This is a genomic window from Candidatus Parcubacteria bacterium (assembly GCA_023131895.1).
Taxonomy (GTDB): domain Bacteria; phylum Patescibacteriota; class Minisyncoccia; order Minisyncoccales; family JAGMDC01; genus JAGLYZ01.
The window spans coordinates 103,719-118,148 of the sequence record JAGLYZ010000002.1 but is presented as its reverse complement, the minus strand read 5'-3'; the positions used below and the strand labels follow the sequence as shown (position 1 = coordinate 118,148).

General features: G+C 34.9%; 17 protein-coding genes and 1 tRNA gene. 16 read left to right on the top strand and 2 right to left on the bottom strand.

Translation table 11 applies throughout. The features are described 5' to 3' along the window. Window positions 1-134 precede the first annotated feature (134 nt). The 5 genes from KAT95_01295 (at window position 135) to KAT95_01275 (ending at window position 4,164) form a co-directional block, all read left to right on the top strand. The gene (locus KAT95_01295) at window positions 135-1,421 is read left to right on the top strand and encodes a VWA domain-containing protein (GenBank protein MCK4520487.1); all 1,287 of its coding nucleotides are present in this window, start codon (window positions 135-137) and stop codon (window positions 1,419-1,421) included. Window positions 1,422-1,503: 82 nt separating this feature from the next. Beyond that, window positions 1,504-1,908 carry a hypothetical protein gene (locus tag KAT95_01290; GenBank protein ID MCK4520486.1) on the top strand — a complete coding sequence of 135 codons (405 nt, stop codon included), beginning with the start codon at window positions 1,504-1,506 and terminating at the stop codon, window positions 1,906-1,908. Beyond that, window positions 1,905-2,336, top strand: a complete 432-nt coding sequence (locus KAT95_01285) for a signal peptidase I (protein MCK4520485.1) — start codon at window positions 1,905-1,907, stop codon at window positions 2,334-2,336. Before KAT95_01290 ends, KAT95_01285 begins: the two co-directional genes overlap by 4 nt. A gap of 1 nt (window position 2,337) precedes the next feature. Beyond that, entirely contained in the window at window positions 2,338-3,522 is a 1,185-nt protein-coding gene (locus tag KAT95_01280; protein MCK4520484.1) for a lamin tail domain-containing protein, read from the top strand. A 126-nt stretch (window positions 3,523-3,648) separates the two neighbouring features. Continuing rightward, window positions 3,649-4,164, top strand: a complete 516-nt coding sequence (locus KAT95_01275; protein MCK4520483.1) for an IPTL-CTERM sorting domain-containing protein — start codon at window positions 3,649-3,651, stop codon at window positions 4,162-4,164. A 212-nt stretch (window positions 4,165-4,376) separates the two neighbouring features. Here the strand turns inward: KAT95_01275 and KAT95_01270 are convergent, their stop codons facing one another. Then, complete coding sequence (locus tag KAT95_01270; protein MCK4520482.1) at window positions 4,377-4,904, bottom strand: hypothetical protein; 528 nt, start codon at window positions 4,902-4,904, stop codon at window positions 4,377-4,379. Window positions 4,905-5,105: 201 nt separating this feature from the next. Beyond that, window positions 5,106-6,761 (bottom strand): hypothetical protein, encoded by a 1,656-nt coding sequence (locus KAT95_01265; GenBank protein MCK4520481.1) that lies wholly within the window; start codon window positions 6,759-6,761, stop codon window positions 5,106-5,108. Window positions 6,762-6,800: 39 nt separating this feature from the next. Between KAT95_01265 and KAT95_01260 the strand changes: the two genes are divergently transcribed. From KAT95_01260 to KAT95_01210, 11 genes are all read left to right on the top strand, one after another. Continuing rightward, a tRNA-Val gene (locus KAT95_01260) sits at window positions 6,801-6,874 on the top strand. 71 nt (window positions 6,875-6,945) lie between these two features. After that, entirely contained in the window at window positions 6,946-7,464 is a 519-nt protein-coding gene (locus tag KAT95_01255; protein ID MCK4520480.1) for a type II secretion system protein, read from the top strand. A gap of 59 nt (window positions 7,465-7,523) precedes the next feature. Then, window positions 7,524-7,811 carry a hypothetical protein gene (locus tag KAT95_01250; protein MCK4520479.1) on the top strand — a complete coding sequence of 96 codons (288 nt, stop codon included), beginning with the start codon at window positions 7,524-7,526 and terminating at the stop codon, window positions 7,809-7,811. A 4-nt stretch (window positions 7,812-7,815) separates the two neighbouring features. After that, window positions 7,816-8,427, top strand: a complete 612-nt coding sequence (locus tag KAT95_01245; GenBank protein MCK4520478.1) for a type II secretion system protein — start codon at window positions 7,816-7,818, stop codon at window positions 8,425-8,427. Between the two features lie 128 nt (window positions 8,428-8,555). Then, window positions 8,556-8,756, top strand: a complete 201-nt coding sequence (locus tag KAT95_01240; GenBank protein MCK4520477.1) for a hypothetical protein — start codon at window positions 8,556-8,558, stop codon at window positions 8,754-8,756. A gap of 178 nt (window positions 8,757-8,934) precedes the next feature. Then, a complete protein-coding gene (locus tag KAT95_01235) occupies window positions 8,935-9,663 on the top strand; it encodes a prepilin-type N-terminal cleavage/methylation domain-containing protein (protein ID MCK4520476.1) in 729 nt (242 codons plus the stop codon). Window positions 9,664-9,810: 147 nt separating this feature from the next. Then, complete coding sequence (locus KAT95_01230) at window positions 9,811-10,323, top strand: prepilin-type N-terminal cleavage/methylation domain-containing protein (GenBank protein ID MCK4520475.1); 513 nt, start codon at window positions 9,811-9,813, stop codon at window positions 10,321-10,323. 5 nt (window positions 10,324-10,328) lie between these two features. Further along, a complete protein-coding gene (locus KAT95_01225; protein MCK4520474.1) occupies window positions 10,329-10,604 on the top strand; it encodes a hypothetical protein in 276 nt (91 codons plus the stop codon). Window positions 10,605-10,624: 20 nt separating this feature from the next. Then, window positions 10,625-11,491, top strand: coding sequence for a prepilin-type N-terminal cleavage/methylation domain-containing protein (locus tag KAT95_01220; protein ID MCK4520473.1), 867 nt, complete (start codon window positions 10,625-10,627; stop codon window positions 11,489-11,491). A gap of 7 nt (window positions 11,492-11,498) precedes the next feature. Further along, entirely contained in the window at window positions 11,499-11,879 is a 381-nt protein-coding gene (locus tag KAT95_01215) for a hypothetical protein (GenBank protein ID MCK4520472.1), read from the top strand. Continuing rightward, window positions 11,857-14,430 (top strand): ATP-dependent Clp protease ATP-binding subunit, encoded by a 2,574-nt coding sequence (locus KAT95_01210; GenBank protein ID MCK4520471.1) that lies wholly within the window; start codon window positions 11,857-11,859, stop codon window positions 14,428-14,430. The genes KAT95_01215 and KAT95_01210 overlap by 23 nt, the downstream gene beginning before the upstream one ends.

Sequence of the window (14,430 nt, the reverse complement as noted above, 5' to 3'; positions counted from 1 at the left end):
CAAGAAAAAGTTAGAAAAGGTCGCGTTGCTCGAGAATTCTCTGCTATTGGAGGTCATCGGGTAATGAATCTCTCCAAAAATTTGGAGGAATAAAATGGCAGAGAGATAACATAAAAATTAAAGAGTAAAAAAAAATGGTTAAAAAAATTCTACTTGGTTTATTCACTATTGGAGTAGTCGTCGGTGGCGTAGCAGCAATGTCTGCTTTTGAAGCGCATATTATTAATGTGACTGCTCATATTGAAAATGCCTTAAAAGTTGACACAAAAGAAATTAAATTTGGAACTGTTTTTCCGCAGGAAAAGTTTGTAGAAAATATTTGGATTTCTCTAAGCGACTCTTTTCTAAAGGAAAATCGGGTTGATGATGTAGAATATAAGATAGTTCAGAAGCCGAAATTCAAGGTTTATCCTAAGGCAGATGTTTTGTTTGCTTTTGATACTACTGGAAGTATGGCATATGCCATTGATGATGCTAAAACCAATGCCATTGAGATTATGGATACGCTCAAGACATTAATTCCTGATGCTGGTTTTGGAGTAGTAAAGTTTGAGGATTATAATTTTCATCCTTATGGTGTTTCAGGTGATACTCCTTATACCCTTACTCAATCAATAACCACAGATACCAGTGTAGTAGCAGGTGCTATTAACGCGTTAACTATTGGTTCTGGAGGAGATCTTCCGCAAAGCTATACCAGGGTAATGTATGAAAGTTATACAGACACTGCTATTGATTGGCGTCCAAGCACCCAGCAGATTTTAATTATCTTAGGCGATCATGTTTCTCATGATGATAATCTGACTCAAGACCCGATTTACGGATTAGCTCCCTGGGCAGTTCCAAATCCCTGGATCACTGGTTATCCGACTAGCTTTTTAGATCCAGGACCAGATGGGCTTGAAAATACTGCTGATGATTTGGATTTCCAAACCACTCTTAAAGCAATGGCAGACAATAACATTATTCTCTATTATCTAAGCTATGGAGGTTATGATTATGAGTGGGATTGGTGGTGCGCAAAAACCAGCGGCAGTGCAGTAGAGGCAAGCGATTATGGCACTATTCCTGAAGCCATCAAGGGATTATTTGTTTATAAGAATCTTTGTCCTTATCTTTCAAAGTTGAAGAAAGAGATAGATCCTGACGAATATCAGATGGATACAAATATTCCGGATGATATTGGAGTGCCTTCGCCTCATGGACCAGGAGCAATAGCTTCCGGCTATATGAGTAAGTTATATAACGATATAAGAGACGGTTGGGATATTGATTTAGTTGTGCCTTGTTTTATAGGAATGTGCGACCAGGATTACGATCCAGCAGTATATGGTCCGCCTCTTGACCCAAGATTAGAAGGTCAGGACTTTGGCTGTGATTTGTGGATAGAAATAACTGACATCAGCGAATTACCAATATGAGGTTAAGATTTGATTGTTGATGAATTCCGTCCCGAAGTTATCGGTCGGGACGGAATGATTAGCAATTAAAAATATAAAAAACATGAACAAAATTAAAAAAATATTATTAATTATTGCGCTTGTAATTGTTGCTGTTTTAGCAGTTCAGGTTATAAACGCTGACAAGTATAAAATGGTTGTTAATGTTGTTGAAGGAGAAAACATAATGGGAGTTAACCCAACAACAGAAAAGCTGGATTTCGGCGATTTATCCAGAAATAATGGAATGGAAAGATATGTTACTTTAAAAAGTCAGGGAACAGTTTCCACATATATTATGGTTTGGAAATTCGGAAGTATTTCAGATTTAGTTAAATTAGACAAAAATTATTTCACATTAGAGCCGGGCCAGGAAAAGAAATTATCTTTCGCAATCCATATTCCGCCTTCAGCAGAAACCAAGCAATACTCTGGCTGGGCAGTAATTTTTAGATTACCGAAACTATGAGAAAAATTTTTAAAGACATTTCAATTTGGATTTTATACATTGCTGTTTTGATTTGCTTGATTTATGCAGTGCCAAGAGCATTGGCTTATATTTTGAAAACAGAATATCCTATGGCAGCTATTACATCAAGCTCAATGTGGCCTTCTTTAAAAAAAGGCGACTTGGTTTTAATCAAGGGAATCCAGGATAAAAAAGAAATAAAGATAGGGGATATTATTGTTTATGAAAATCCGAGAGGATTTACTATTCACAGGGTTATAAAAACAGGGGAGAACACTTTGATTACCAAAGGCGATGCAAATAATTCTTCTGATTCTGCTATCAGATATGAAGATGTTATTGGCAGAACTTTGACATTTAACGAAAAAACCATGAAAATTCCTCTTTTAGGAAATCTTAGCATTATATTTAATAAAAAAAGCATATAATATGTCAAGAGAGGAATCACAATATTATAAGGCACTAAAAATACCAGTAAGGGTTATTGAAACAGAAAGCAAGCCAAAAAATCAATTTGGAGGCAAGGCCATTGTTTTATTTTTATGTTTGTTTTTAATTTTAGGACAGATTCAAATCCTTTCTGCTTTTGAAGCGCATATTATAAATGTGACTGCCACTATTATTAATGATGTTCCTGCGAGCGATCCGCCAGGCGGTCAGTTTTGCAATGAAGATATAGTTACAGCCGAGCTGACAATAAGCTTGTCTGACAGCATTATTTGGTACACCTTAGACGGCACTGATCCAATTTGCTATAACAGCAATGGCCAGGGGTATGTGGATCCCATTGTCCTGCCAGAAGGCATAACTGTTTTAAAGGCAAGATCCTGCCACGACGCACAGCAGAGCATTATTATTTCCTGGACTTTTGATATTTCTTCTGAATATTGCGAACCCTCGCCAAACGATTGTATGAAAATTAATGAAGTGTATTATCATCCTGACCCAGAGCATCAGGGCAAGCCAAACGAAGAAAAGTTTGAATGGATTGAACTTTACAATAATTGCGAGGAAACAGTAAATTTAAAGGACTGGTATATTGAAGATAATAGCGGCGGCCAGGAAATTATCCATCAGAATTATCCAATTGATCCGCACGAGTTTGTAATAATAGCTGCCAATGCCGCTGTCTGGAATACTTATTGGGATATAATTCCAGCAAATGCAATTAAAATTGCTTTGGGCGGCAATATGATGTTTGACGGCTTGGATAATGACGGCGACAGAGTATTTTTATACGATAATAATGGCAATGAAATAGACGCTGTCAGCTGGGGGACTGATGATTCTGCTTTTGTTCCTCCAGTTGATGATGTTGACGAAGGCCATTCTATTGCCAGAAATCCTTTAGCCCATGACACTGATACAGCAGATGACTGGGAAGATTTACCAAGCCCGAATCCAGGAACTAATCCTCATTCTTTTCAAATGATCATAGTTGATTTGCCAGATATTGACCCGTTGAATATTAATCCTATTGAAACAGTCACATTAGAAGAAGATGGAATTGGACTGCCAGATATTGATCCTATTGGGACAAGTACGCCAGCAATGGATGGAATTGGAATTGATCCTGTTGAAACAACCACTTCTGCGCAAGACGGCATAAATTAAAAATATCGAAGTTGGACTTCGATAGAATTTCAACCCAGCGAGGACAGACCTCGCTGGGTTTTGTATTGACAAAGATTGATAAATTGTGTTATATTCAGCTAATATAGTATTTTTAAAATTTAGGAGGTGAAAAAGAGAAAAATGAACGTAAAAAGAAGCAAAGGAATAATTGGAATGGTATTGATAGTAGTGATATTAGCTCTTTCGCTTACAGCGGTTTCAGCAAGTGAAGTTCAAATCGAGAAGATGCAACAGGTCAGTTCTGCAAATGGATGTTTAGCCATTATTGAAGTGCATGATTGCGGCACAGACGCACTTATTACCAATGCTGAAGTAGTCTGGGATGACGGTAATATTACATATACAGATGAGAACGGAAGGACAAGTCAACGAGTGTCAACAGGATGGCATACGGTCAACATTTCAAAGCTTAGTCCGGGCGAAAACGAGTGTTACGATAGTTTTTCAGTGGACTTTTACTGCTATTCTTGCGGCAATACAGTAATGGTAAAGGTTTGCTTGGATAGCTGTCCCTGCCCGCCAGTTTCAGTGCCGGCATTATCGCCGATCGGAATAGTATTATTGGTCTCATTGCTAGGACTATGTAGTTTAGTCGTAATGAGACGGCAGAAGCAAAAGTAAAAAACAAAAACCCTTAGCAATATATTTAGCTAAGGGCCCTTTTTTTATCAAACACAGCGAGGTCTGTCCTCGCCCCCACACCAAAAGTTTTGGTGGGGGGCTCGTAGTGTTTTAGAGATTTTTTTCTTTGAAACTTCCAAGACTTTGAAAATCTCAAAGAAAAAAAGAAAAAATAGAAGGAAGGTTTTATTTTTTTGTTGTTTTAGTCGTTTTTACGATAATTCTAGGATGACTTTTGGGCACACTGGATATATCATGTCGTTTTCACCCTCTACTACTTCCAGTTGTATATTGCTAAAGCTGATTGTCCAGTTTCCAATTTCGCAGGACTCTCCTAGCGACAGGGTTTTAATTGCCGTGGCGTTTTCTCTCTCACTTACACCAAGTATCACTTCGGTTCCTCTATCGTCTAGCCAAATTTGGAAAGCCGCTGTTTTCTCCCCGTAGAATTGGAAATATTCTGTGATGTTGAATGGTTTAATAGTTCTAAGTAATCTTTCTGGATCCATCTGATAATTGTCTCTGAACCACTCCTTGGAGACAACTATATTGTTGACTCTGACTTGTTTTCCATCACAGACGAAACCTTCCCCAGGTCTCAACTCTTCTATAAATGGCCCTTCGACTGTTTCGTTTAATATTGTATCCTGTGATGGCTGCTGAGTAGTTAGTACTAACACGAATATTGCTAATAGAATCACCAAAGTTATTACTAGAATCCTCCAAATTATTTTATCCATATCCATTTTTCTTTTCACCTCCGTGGGCAGGAAACTATTTTGATTTCCTATCCATAGAGGTGAAAATTTCCTCTTCCTTCTATTTTTATATTACAAAGAACTACTTATAATATAGCATACGATTTATATTTTGTCAAGAAAACACAGCGAGGTCTGTCCTCGCCCCCACACCAAAAGTTTTGGTGGGGGGCTCGTAGTGTTTTAGAGATTTATTTGATAAACTTTTGAGCTGTTGAGAAGCCAGATTGTTTTTCCATTTTCAGATACGATGAAATCTTTTAAGTTGTCAAATTTTTCACTAAAAAACTGCTTGATAATATCTCCAGTTTTATTGATGATGATTACTCGCTTTTCTTCGGGCTCTAAAAGATAAATATAAGATAGGGCAGGGGAGGTGTGAATTTTTTCAAGTTTCTCAATGTCTGGAAAAATATTTAGTTCTAATGTTTCCTGCCATTTGCCTGCATAATAACGGTCAATTTTATTATCTTTGTTTATAATCCAAATGCTTCCGTCAATTGCCATTGCTCTGGCATTAATTAATTTTTCTGATTTTCCCCAGATTTTTCCTTGTTTTATTATTTCACCAGCTGCAGGATTTAAAGAATAAACTTTTGAACGATAAATAATTTCTTCAGCGCCAAAATCTTTTTCTTCAAAATCATTTGACAGCAGAGGCTCTTTAATTTCTTCTATTTTATTTAAAATATATAACTGTTCTTCAATTGATTCTTTCAAAACCAGAGCTTCGTCTTTTAGAATAAAGCGCGTTTCAGTAAGGGATATTGTGTTTTTCCGCGCTTCCAGCAATAAGATATTAGCCTTTTCTTCATCTTTGAAAATTAAGAAATTTTCAGCTTGCTCTATTTTTTCTTTTATTTCTTCCAATGACTGGTTTGCCATTTGAATTTTTTTATCTTTTTCATTTTTGAAAATCATAGAGCCGACTGCCAATATTAGGATTAAAAGGAAAACCAGGATTAGTTTTTTGCTGAAAATAACTGTTCTGAATTTTGCTTTAAACTCTTTCCATGCCTCTGAAATTCTTTGAGGCGTTTTTCTAATTTTTTCTGGAAGAGCAATCAGGAAAGCAATTATTGATTTAAAAAATATTAAAATAGAATTAATCTTACCAAAAGAAGGTTTTTTTAACTTAGTTAGTAAATTAAGATTAAATGATTTTTGGAAAGCATTTCTTTTGAAAATTTTAACAGCACTGGGTCTCAAAATTATTAAAAGAAAAATTCCAGAGATTTTAGATAAAGCTTTTTTGTGTTCTTTTAAAAGCTTGTTGATTTCTTTTTTCTTTTGGACAGAGCTTATTTTTTCTATAAGATTGTTATCTTCAAAAAAATCAAGGACTTGTTCTGTAAAGACCATAGCCTTATCATTTTGCAGTAATTCACCAGAGGTAATATTTTCAATAGTTCTTGAAGGTTTTTGACTGATCTCTTGTATTTCTTTTTCTCTGGAAATAATAGCCTTAATATTGCCTTTTTTACTAAGATGAATTTGCCATTGGTTAGATATGGCAAAGACAGCCAAGTTAATTTTTTCTAAAAGTTCAATATCTCCATATTCCCCAGCTTTTCTAAGAAGAAATTCATTTGCTTTTTTAAGGGCTTTTTTAAAGTTTTTTTCCGGCGTCTGCGAAGAATCAGAGTAATATTCCTGTTTTATAACAGAAGCCAGATCATTTAATAATTGAGAAGCATTAATAGCAGTATCTTGAATTTCAGCGACAATGTATAAGTTTCCCAGTTTTTCTTCCTGCTCATTTTCCGGCTCATAACAAAAACTGTCACAGATTTTCTCTTTTTTTATTTTGGGATTAAATTGGAATTCCAAGGTATCCACACTTTTATTATATTCTTTTTTCTGCTAAAATAAAACAATGGGCGTGTAGCTCAATTGGTTAGAGCATTGCATTCACATTGCAAAGGTCTGTGGTTCGAATCCGCACACGCCCACATTATCCAAATTTAGACGAGTGAACAAGAGGTCAGAGGTTCAAATCCTGCATCGTCCACTAACTAAAGCTATGTCAATTTTTTATAAAAATAAAAAAGGATTTACTCTTATTGAACTATTGGTTGTTATCGCTGTAATTGGAGTTTTATCTAGTATTGTTTTAGTTAGTTTAAGCGGAGCAAGAGACAGAGCGCGAGATGCTATCAGAAAAAGTGATATGAGTCAAATTAGAAAAGCCTTAGAGGTATATTGGTCTACTTATGAACATTATCCTCCAGAAGGTTTATGTTGTGATACAAGCGTTGGAGCTAATCCGATTGCGGATTACTGTTGGGTGGGTTGTCAAAGTAATCCACCCGGTGATTACTGGGACGCTAATAGTGACCTTCAAGATTTAGTTACTGCTGATATAACATCTGTAATTCCTGTTGATCCTATCAATGACGCTACTTATGGTTACTGGTATGAACCTGATAATATTGGTCAAGGTGTTCCTCCCTGCCAAGTAAATAGTTGTAGATATGTATTGTGTTGTAGATTAGAAACTGGAGGAAATTATTGTGTTCATAGTTTAGAGAAAGGATCTTAAAACTGAGATAAGATAAAATTAATTAGATCATATTCAATTAATATCCAAATTTTATTATTATGAACAATCAAAAAAATGAAAACGAAAAAATTGATTTGAGCCGATTTCCTATAGGAAAAAAAGAGCCGATTTCTGATTCGAAAAAATCTTTTAGTCCAAAAAATATTGGAGATTCTTTTGCTAAGATGGATGAGAAAAATAAGATTTATATAATAATCATTATAATTTCTTTTATTTTAATGGTTATTTTTTTGAGTTTATTTTTATCTAAAAAGAGTGAAAAAGGAGGAACTGTTGCTCCTGAATACGCTCCTCCGGCCGAGGAGGAAAATATGTTTTCTCAATAAAACTATGTCAATTTTTCATAAAAGTAAAAAAGGTTTTACTCTCATAGAACTGTTGGTTGTTATTGCTATTATTGGAGTTTTATCAAGTATTGTTTTAGTTAGTTTAAGCGGAGCAAGAGACAGAGCGCGAGATGCTGTCAGACAAAGTGATATGAGTCAAATTAGAAAAGCCTTAGAGGTATATTATGCTAATCACGAACACTATCCTAGTACAGGGAGTATTACAACTACATATTGTGATCTTGGTTGTACAGGTGTATGTGGACACGCTAGTGCTCGTGAAAAATGGATACCGGATTTAGTAGAAAATGGTTATTTTGCCGAATTACCTCGTGATCCTAATCCTAAAGATCAAGCCAGAGGGTCTAGTAATAAAGCTGCTTGTTATATGTATGCTAGCGATGGAAATAAATATATTTTAAGCGCTTGGGCTACTGTAGAGAGTGGTCCTATAAATGTAAATCATGGTTTTTATAGCAGAGCAGGATTTAGAGAGGTTAGTATTTGTGATCAATTTTATCTTTGTGATCATCCTAATATAGGTAATCCAGCTTGGGGAGATTATTATAGATATTCATATACAATCACTAGTGATAATTTTGGTTGTAGCTGGTAATTTTATTTTTATGTCAAATATTATTGTTCAATATCTACAATGGCATTTTGTTGGCCAGGTCAAGGCGATTTTAAGGGCTTTTTCTCGAGGGAAAGATTTAGTTTTTAAAGAAGTGGTAAATAAAATCCATGTATATTTATCTTGATGAATCATATAATCTAAAAGACAGAGAAAAGAAGCAGTTTATTAGCATCAACGGTTTTGCAGTTTTACTTGAGTTTGCTGATTTTATCTCTAATATTTTTTATCGAGCTTATATTGAAGACAATGAAAAGTTTTTTGAGAATCTAAAATTCAAGATGGTCCAAATAAAAAATCCGCTGAAATAGCGGATAGAAGCCTTTTAGGACTGTTCTGGTTTCACTGGGATATTCCTAAAATGAGAATGCCCTTCGCCAGACTTTACCTTCAGGACTTACTCTATTATCATTATAGTAATACAAGAATCCTTGTCAAGAGCTTTAATACATTTCTCAAATTATCTCCAAGTGGTATAATAATAAAACTATGTCAATTTTTTATAAAAATAAAAAAGGATTTACTCTCATAGAACTGTTGGTTGTTATTGCTATTATTGGAGTTTTATCAGGTATTGTATTAGTAAGTTTAAGCGGAGCAAGAGACAGAGCAAGGATCGCTCGAGCTCTGCAATTTTCAGATTCACTTAGAGGAGGATTACAACATTCAATAATCAGCTGGTGGAAATTTAATGAGAATGCGGGAAATAAAGCTTATGATGATTGGGGAGGTAATGATGTAAACTTAAGTGGAAGTTGGGTAGAAGGTATTCAAAATTCCGCTTATCAATTTGCAGGAGTCGGTTGGGTCACAACAAATTTTGGAAAAGGTATTGGAGAAGGGGTAACTTATGAGTTTTGGTTTCGATTACCAAATACTAGCGATCTTTCAGGAACTTTCTTTTGCACAGAGGATGTTTCAAATACTTCTTTGGAAGATAATTTGGGTCAAACAAATTACGGTAATAAAGGATGTGGCGTTTCTTGGGGAAACTCAAAATTTAATATTTCAGATACAAAATGGCACCATTTTGCTTTTAGTAAATCTTCTGATTCCAAACTATGTTTAGACGGAAAATGTACCAATTTGGGGGATGCTACAAGTAATATTCCTAATATAAAAAGGATAGAATTTAATGGTGGCTGTGGTTGTGGATATGGAAACTTTTCTCAAGGAATAATTATTGACGAACTCCGTATTTATAGTGAAGGTTTTTAAAATTATATGTCCAATATCTTATTTCAATATCTACAATGGCATTTTGTTGGCCAGGTGAAAGCAATTTTAAGGGCTTGGAGGAATTTTTTGAGCTTTAGTCTAAACTTCTGCGGGAAGCCATCCCGCAGAATAAATCAATAATAATTTATGTCAATTTTTTATAAAAATAAAAAAGGATTTACTCTTATTGAATTATTAGTTGTTATTTCGGTTATTGGAGTTTTATCTAGTATTGTTTTAGTTAGCTTGGAGAGTGCAAGGGAAAGGGCACGTATAGCAAAAGCTGAAAGTATGATTGAGCAGTTGCATAAAATTATTTTAATAAATCATCTAAATTCAGATGGTATTTCTCCTTCGCCTTCTAATACTGCTATAGGCACAGGATGTATATATTGGGGTCCTGGGACTGTTGTAGGATTTGTTAATAATTCTGGCAATTATTATGCTAATTGGATGGGTCCTTATATTTCAGAAGTTCCCAAGGATCCATGGGGTAATTGTTATGTTATGGATGGTCCAGTTGGAGAGGGTTGTCCTGCAAGTTATGGTTCAATGATATGTTCTTCTGGTCCAAACGGAAGTTTTGCTGGGGTTGACTATCCCTGGAATCTTCCACCAGGACAGGGGGACAATATATGTAAAGAATTTTTATGTCCTTAAAAAGTATGAACAATCAAGAAGACGAAAACGAAAAAATTGATTTGAGCCGATTTCCTATAGAAAAAAAAGAGCCGATTTCTGATTCGAAAAAATCTTTTAGTCCAAAAAATATTGGAGATTCTTTTGCTAAGATGGATGAGAAAAATAAGATTTATATAATAATCATTATAATTTCTTTTATTTTAATGGTTATTTTTTTGAGTTTATTTTTATCTAAAAAGAGTGGAAAAGGAGGAACTGTTGCTCCTGAATACGCTCCTCCGGCTGAAGAGAATATATAATTATCAATTATCAATTCTATATGTCAATTTTTCATAAAAGTAAAAAAGGTTTTACTCTCATAGAACTGTTGGTTGTTATTGCTATTATTGGAGTTTTATCAATTATTGTTTTAATTAGTTTAAGCGGAGCAAAAGAGAGAGCAAGAATTGCTAAAATACTGCCTTTTAGCGCTACTATCTACCATGGCTTTGGAGCTTATGCAGTAGGTGTTTGGAATTTTAATGAAGGGATAGATAATACTTGCACAAACGCTAATCCTGATGCTGGCGGAAACGACTTCTGCGATTCTTCAGGAAATGGAAATCATTGTGAAAATTACGGCACTGCAAGACAGTTAGAGGTTAGCCACAATAATGTTTTAGGAGATTCTTTATTCTTTGATGGCAGTGCTTATGTTGATTGCGGAAGCCACGAAAGTTTAGATATCACTAATGCACTCACAATTGAGGCGTGGGTTTATTACAATGGCAATGGTGTTATTCTTAGTAATGGTGGATGGCATATGTGTGGAAATGGATATTATCTATCTTGGTTTGATCCAGAAATAGTAGCAAGATTAAGTAAGGGTTGTCATCAGCCAATACTTAGAAACCCCGCACCTAGTAAAAATGCATGGCATCATATTGTCCTTACATGGGACATAGATTCAAAAACAGAGAAAATGTATATAGATAGTATTCAAGCGCCGAATGTTGTGACGTTCAATGGTCCTATTGGAACTTCATCTCGTAATTTAAATATTGGAAGGGATCCTCAGTTCCATTGGAAGTTTAAGGGCACAATCGACGAGGTCAGGATTTATAAAGAAGCGTTAAGTTCTGCAGAAATCAAAAAGCATTATGCTGAAGGAGCGGAAAAGCGCGGAATAGTATTAAATAATTTTTAAATTTTATATGTCTAATATTATTATTCAATATCTACAATGGCATTTTGTTGGCCAGGTGAAAGCAATTTTAAGGGCTTGGAGGAATTTTTTGAGGTTTAGTCTAAACTTTTTTTCCATTTCTTTACTTTTGAGAACTTTTTGTTCGCCATGGAGAAGATATAGATACGCTTATCCAAAAGCTTTTGATTTGAGAAAATATTTTGATGCCTTAACTTTTAATGCTATTTCCAGAGTAATTGGTATGATAATGAGAACGGCTTTAATTATTATCGGCGTTATAGCCGCATTTTTTATTTTTTGCGCCGGTTTTTTAATTCTTTTATTCTGGCTGTTTTTGCCAGTTATTTTAATTATTTTATTTTTCTATGGCATCAAGCTTTTATTTTAATTTAAAACAGGCAAAGATTTTTCAGGCAGTCAAATGGGCAAGGCATCCGATTTTTGGATGGTCTGGGTTTTTGAAGAGACTGTTTTTGTTTCTTTTTATCGGTTTTGCTTTTCTCTTTTTAGCGACTTTTTTATCTAATAATGTTTTACTTGGCTTGTCTTTGATTTTCTTCTCTTTCTATTTTTGGTTTTTAATTGTTGAAGAATTTTTTAACTTAAAGCTGGCTCAGCCAGAATTGGAAGCAGAGCTGAAGAAAATTGCTTTAAGGCCGGGGAAAAATAATTTAGCAGAATTTTTAAGTTTTGAATCAGCTAGGGCGGTTTGGAATGCCTTAAAATGGACTAAAAGAAAAAAAACATTTGAACTGGACTCTACTGCTCTTTTTTATTATCTGATTCTTGGCAATGAAAATTTAAATTTTATTTTTTACAGAGCATTAATAAATATTAAAGAAGTTAAAAAAGCGCTAAAAGAATATCTACAGAAAGATTTAATTAAAGCTCCTTTAATGGAAAGACTTAAAGCAAGGCAGGAGCTTTATTCAGATGATTTCCAAGAAACTATTATTGAATCTTTAAAAATAGCCAAGGCAAGAGGGCATCAAAGAATAGAGATATTTGATTTAACAACCGCTTTAAGCAAAGCCAATCCTATTTTCCGGGAGATTTTGATAAAATCAGAGCTTAAATCAGAAGATATTGAGAATTTAACTGATTGGCTGGAAAGAATAGAAAGAAAAGCAAATAAAAGAAAAAGATTTTGGGATTTAACAAATTTAAATAAAAAAGGGTCTTTTGCCAAGGACTGGTGCGCTGGTTATACAATTACTTTAGATAAGTATTCTTTTGACTGGACAAGCGCAATGGCAGCAGACGGCTTTGGAGAAATTGTTGGCCATAGCAATGAAGTGTTTGGATTGGAAAGAATCCTTTCACGCCTGGAAATTAATAATGCTTTATTGGTAGGCAGGCCGGGCATCGGCAGAAAAAACATTGTTCAGGCATTAACTAAAAAAAGTTTTTTCAACGAAAGCCTGCCTCAGATAAATTATAAGCGGGTAGTTGAATTAAATCTTCCTTCATTATTAAGCAGGATTGACAGCTTTGAAGAAGTAGAATTTGTTTTAAACAGAATTTTTGAAGAAGTTGTTTCTGCCGGCAATATTATTTTAATTATTGACGAATTCCATAATTTTGTCAGCAGCCAGTCCAAGCCTGGAGTGATAGATATTTCAGGCATTCTTTCTCCGTTTCTACGTCTGCCACAGCTGCAGATTATAGCCATAACTACTTTTGCCGGCTTGCATAAAAACATTGAGAAAAATTCTTCTTTAATCGGCCTTTTTGAAAAAGTTGAGGTTTCAGAGATTTCAGAAAAAGAAACCATTACGGTCTTGGAAAGGATGGTTCCTTTCTTAGAAAAAAAATACAAGAAGTTTATCAGTTATCCGGTTTTAAAAACAATAGTTTCTTATTCCAGCCGTTATCTTCCAGCTGCGCCTTTTCCTAAAAAAGCCATTGATTTATTGGATGAAATTATGATTTATACATCCAGCCAGCGCAAAAAGGTTTTAGTTCTTCCTGAAGATGCGGCTAAGGTTGTTTCTGATAAAACGGAAATTCCAGTAGGCAAAGTTGAAGCTCAAGAAAGAAATATTCTGCTGAATTTAGAAAGCCTGCTCCATGAACGGATTATTAACCAGGAAACAGCAGTAAAAGAGGTTTCTTCAGCTTTGCGCAGGTCAAGAGTTGAAATCACCAAAAGAAAAAAGCCAATGGGCACATTCTTGTTTTTGGGCCCAACTGGCGTGGGCAAAACAGAAACCTCAAAAGCATTGAGTGCGATTTATTTTGGCGCTGAAGACAGAATGATCCGCTTGGATATGTCTGAATTTCAAGCCATTAAAGATATTCCCCGTTTAATCGGTTCAGCAGAGCAGGAAGGCATTTTAACCACTAAGGTGAGGGAAGACCCGTTTTCTTTAATCCTTTTAGATGAAATAGAAAAAGCCCATCCAAATATTTTAAATCTGTTTTTACAGGTTTTAGATGAAGGGCATATTACTGACGGATTGGGAAGAAAAGTTCTCTTTTCCAACAGCATCATTATTGCGACAAGTAATGCCGGCGCAGAAGTTATTTGGAAAGACATTAAAAAAGATAAGCAATTAAATATTATTAAAGAGGATCTATTAGCGCTTTTGTTTAAAAGAAGGAAATTCAGGCCGGAGTTTATTAATAGGTTTGATGCTGTGGTTGTTTTCAAGCCGCTAACAAAAGAAAATCTTTTAGACATTTCAGAGCTGATGCTTAATAAAATAAAGAAGAACCTCAAAGAAGAGAAGGGGATTGACCTTGTAATCACAAATGAATTAAAGAAAAGGATTGTTGATTTGGGTTATAGCCCTGCTTTTGGAGCTCGTGAAATGCGCCGGGTAATTGCTGATATGGTGGAAAATCTTTTGGCTATTTCATTGTTAAAAAAAGAGATCAAAAGAGGGGATAAAATAAGCATTGACCATGAAGGTTTTGAGATAGTTCATCAGAAATAA

Coding starts and splice junctions, on each gene's coding strand:
- KAT95_01210 (MCK4520471.1), top strand. CDS start 11,857: ATGGCATCAAGCTTTTATTTTAATTTAAAACAGGCAAAGATTTTTCAG.
- KAT95_01270 (MCK4520482.1), bottom strand. CDS start 4,904: ATGGATAAAATAATTTGGAGGATTCTAGTAATAACTTTGGTGATTCTA.
- KAT95_01280 (MCK4520484.1), top strand. CDS start 2,338: ATGTCAAGAGAGGAATCACAATATTATAAGGCACTAAAAATACCAGTA.
- KAT95_01295 (MCK4520487.1), top strand. CDS start 135: ATGGTTAAAAAAATTCTACTTGGTTTATTCACTATTGGAGTAGTCGTC.
- KAT95_01225 (MCK4520474.1), top strand. CDS start 10,329: ATGAACAATCAAGAAGACGAAAACGAAAAAATTGATTTGAGCCGATTT.
- KAT95_01220 (MCK4520473.1), top strand. CDS start 10,625: ATGTCAATTTTTCATAAAAGTAAAAAAGGTTTTACTCTCATAGAACTG.
- KAT95_01255 (MCK4520480.1), top strand. CDS start 6,946: ATGTCAATTTTTTATAAAAATAAAAAAGGATTTACTCTTATTGAACTA.
- KAT95_01245 (MCK4520478.1), top strand. CDS start 7,816: ATGTCAATTTTTCATAAAAGTAAAAAAGGTTTTACTCTCATAGAACTG.
- KAT95_01250 (MCK4520479.1), top strand. CDS start 7,524: ATGAACAATCAAAAAAATGAAAACGAAAAAATTGATTTGAGCCGATTT.
- KAT95_01285 (MCK4520485.1), top strand. CDS start 1,905: ATGAGAAAAATTTTTAAAGACATTTCAATTTGGATTTTATACATTGCT.
- KAT95_01215 (MCK4520472.1), top strand. CDS start 11,499: ATGTCTAATATTATTATTCAATATCTACAATGGCATTTTGTTGGCCAG.
- KAT95_01230 (MCK4520475.1), top strand. CDS start 9,811: ATGTCAATTTTTTATAAAAATAAAAAAGGATTTACTCTTATTGAATTA.
- KAT95_01240 (MCK4520477.1), top strand. CDS start 8,556: ATGTATATTTATCTTGATGAATCATATAATCTAAAAGACAGAGAAAAG.
- KAT95_01235 (MCK4520476.1), top strand. CDS start 8,935: ATGTCAATTTTTTATAAAAATAAAAAAGGATTTACTCTCATAGAACTG.
- KAT95_01290 (MCK4520486.1), top strand. CDS start 1,504: ATGAACAAAATTAAAAAAATATTATTAATTATTGCGCTTGTAATTGTT.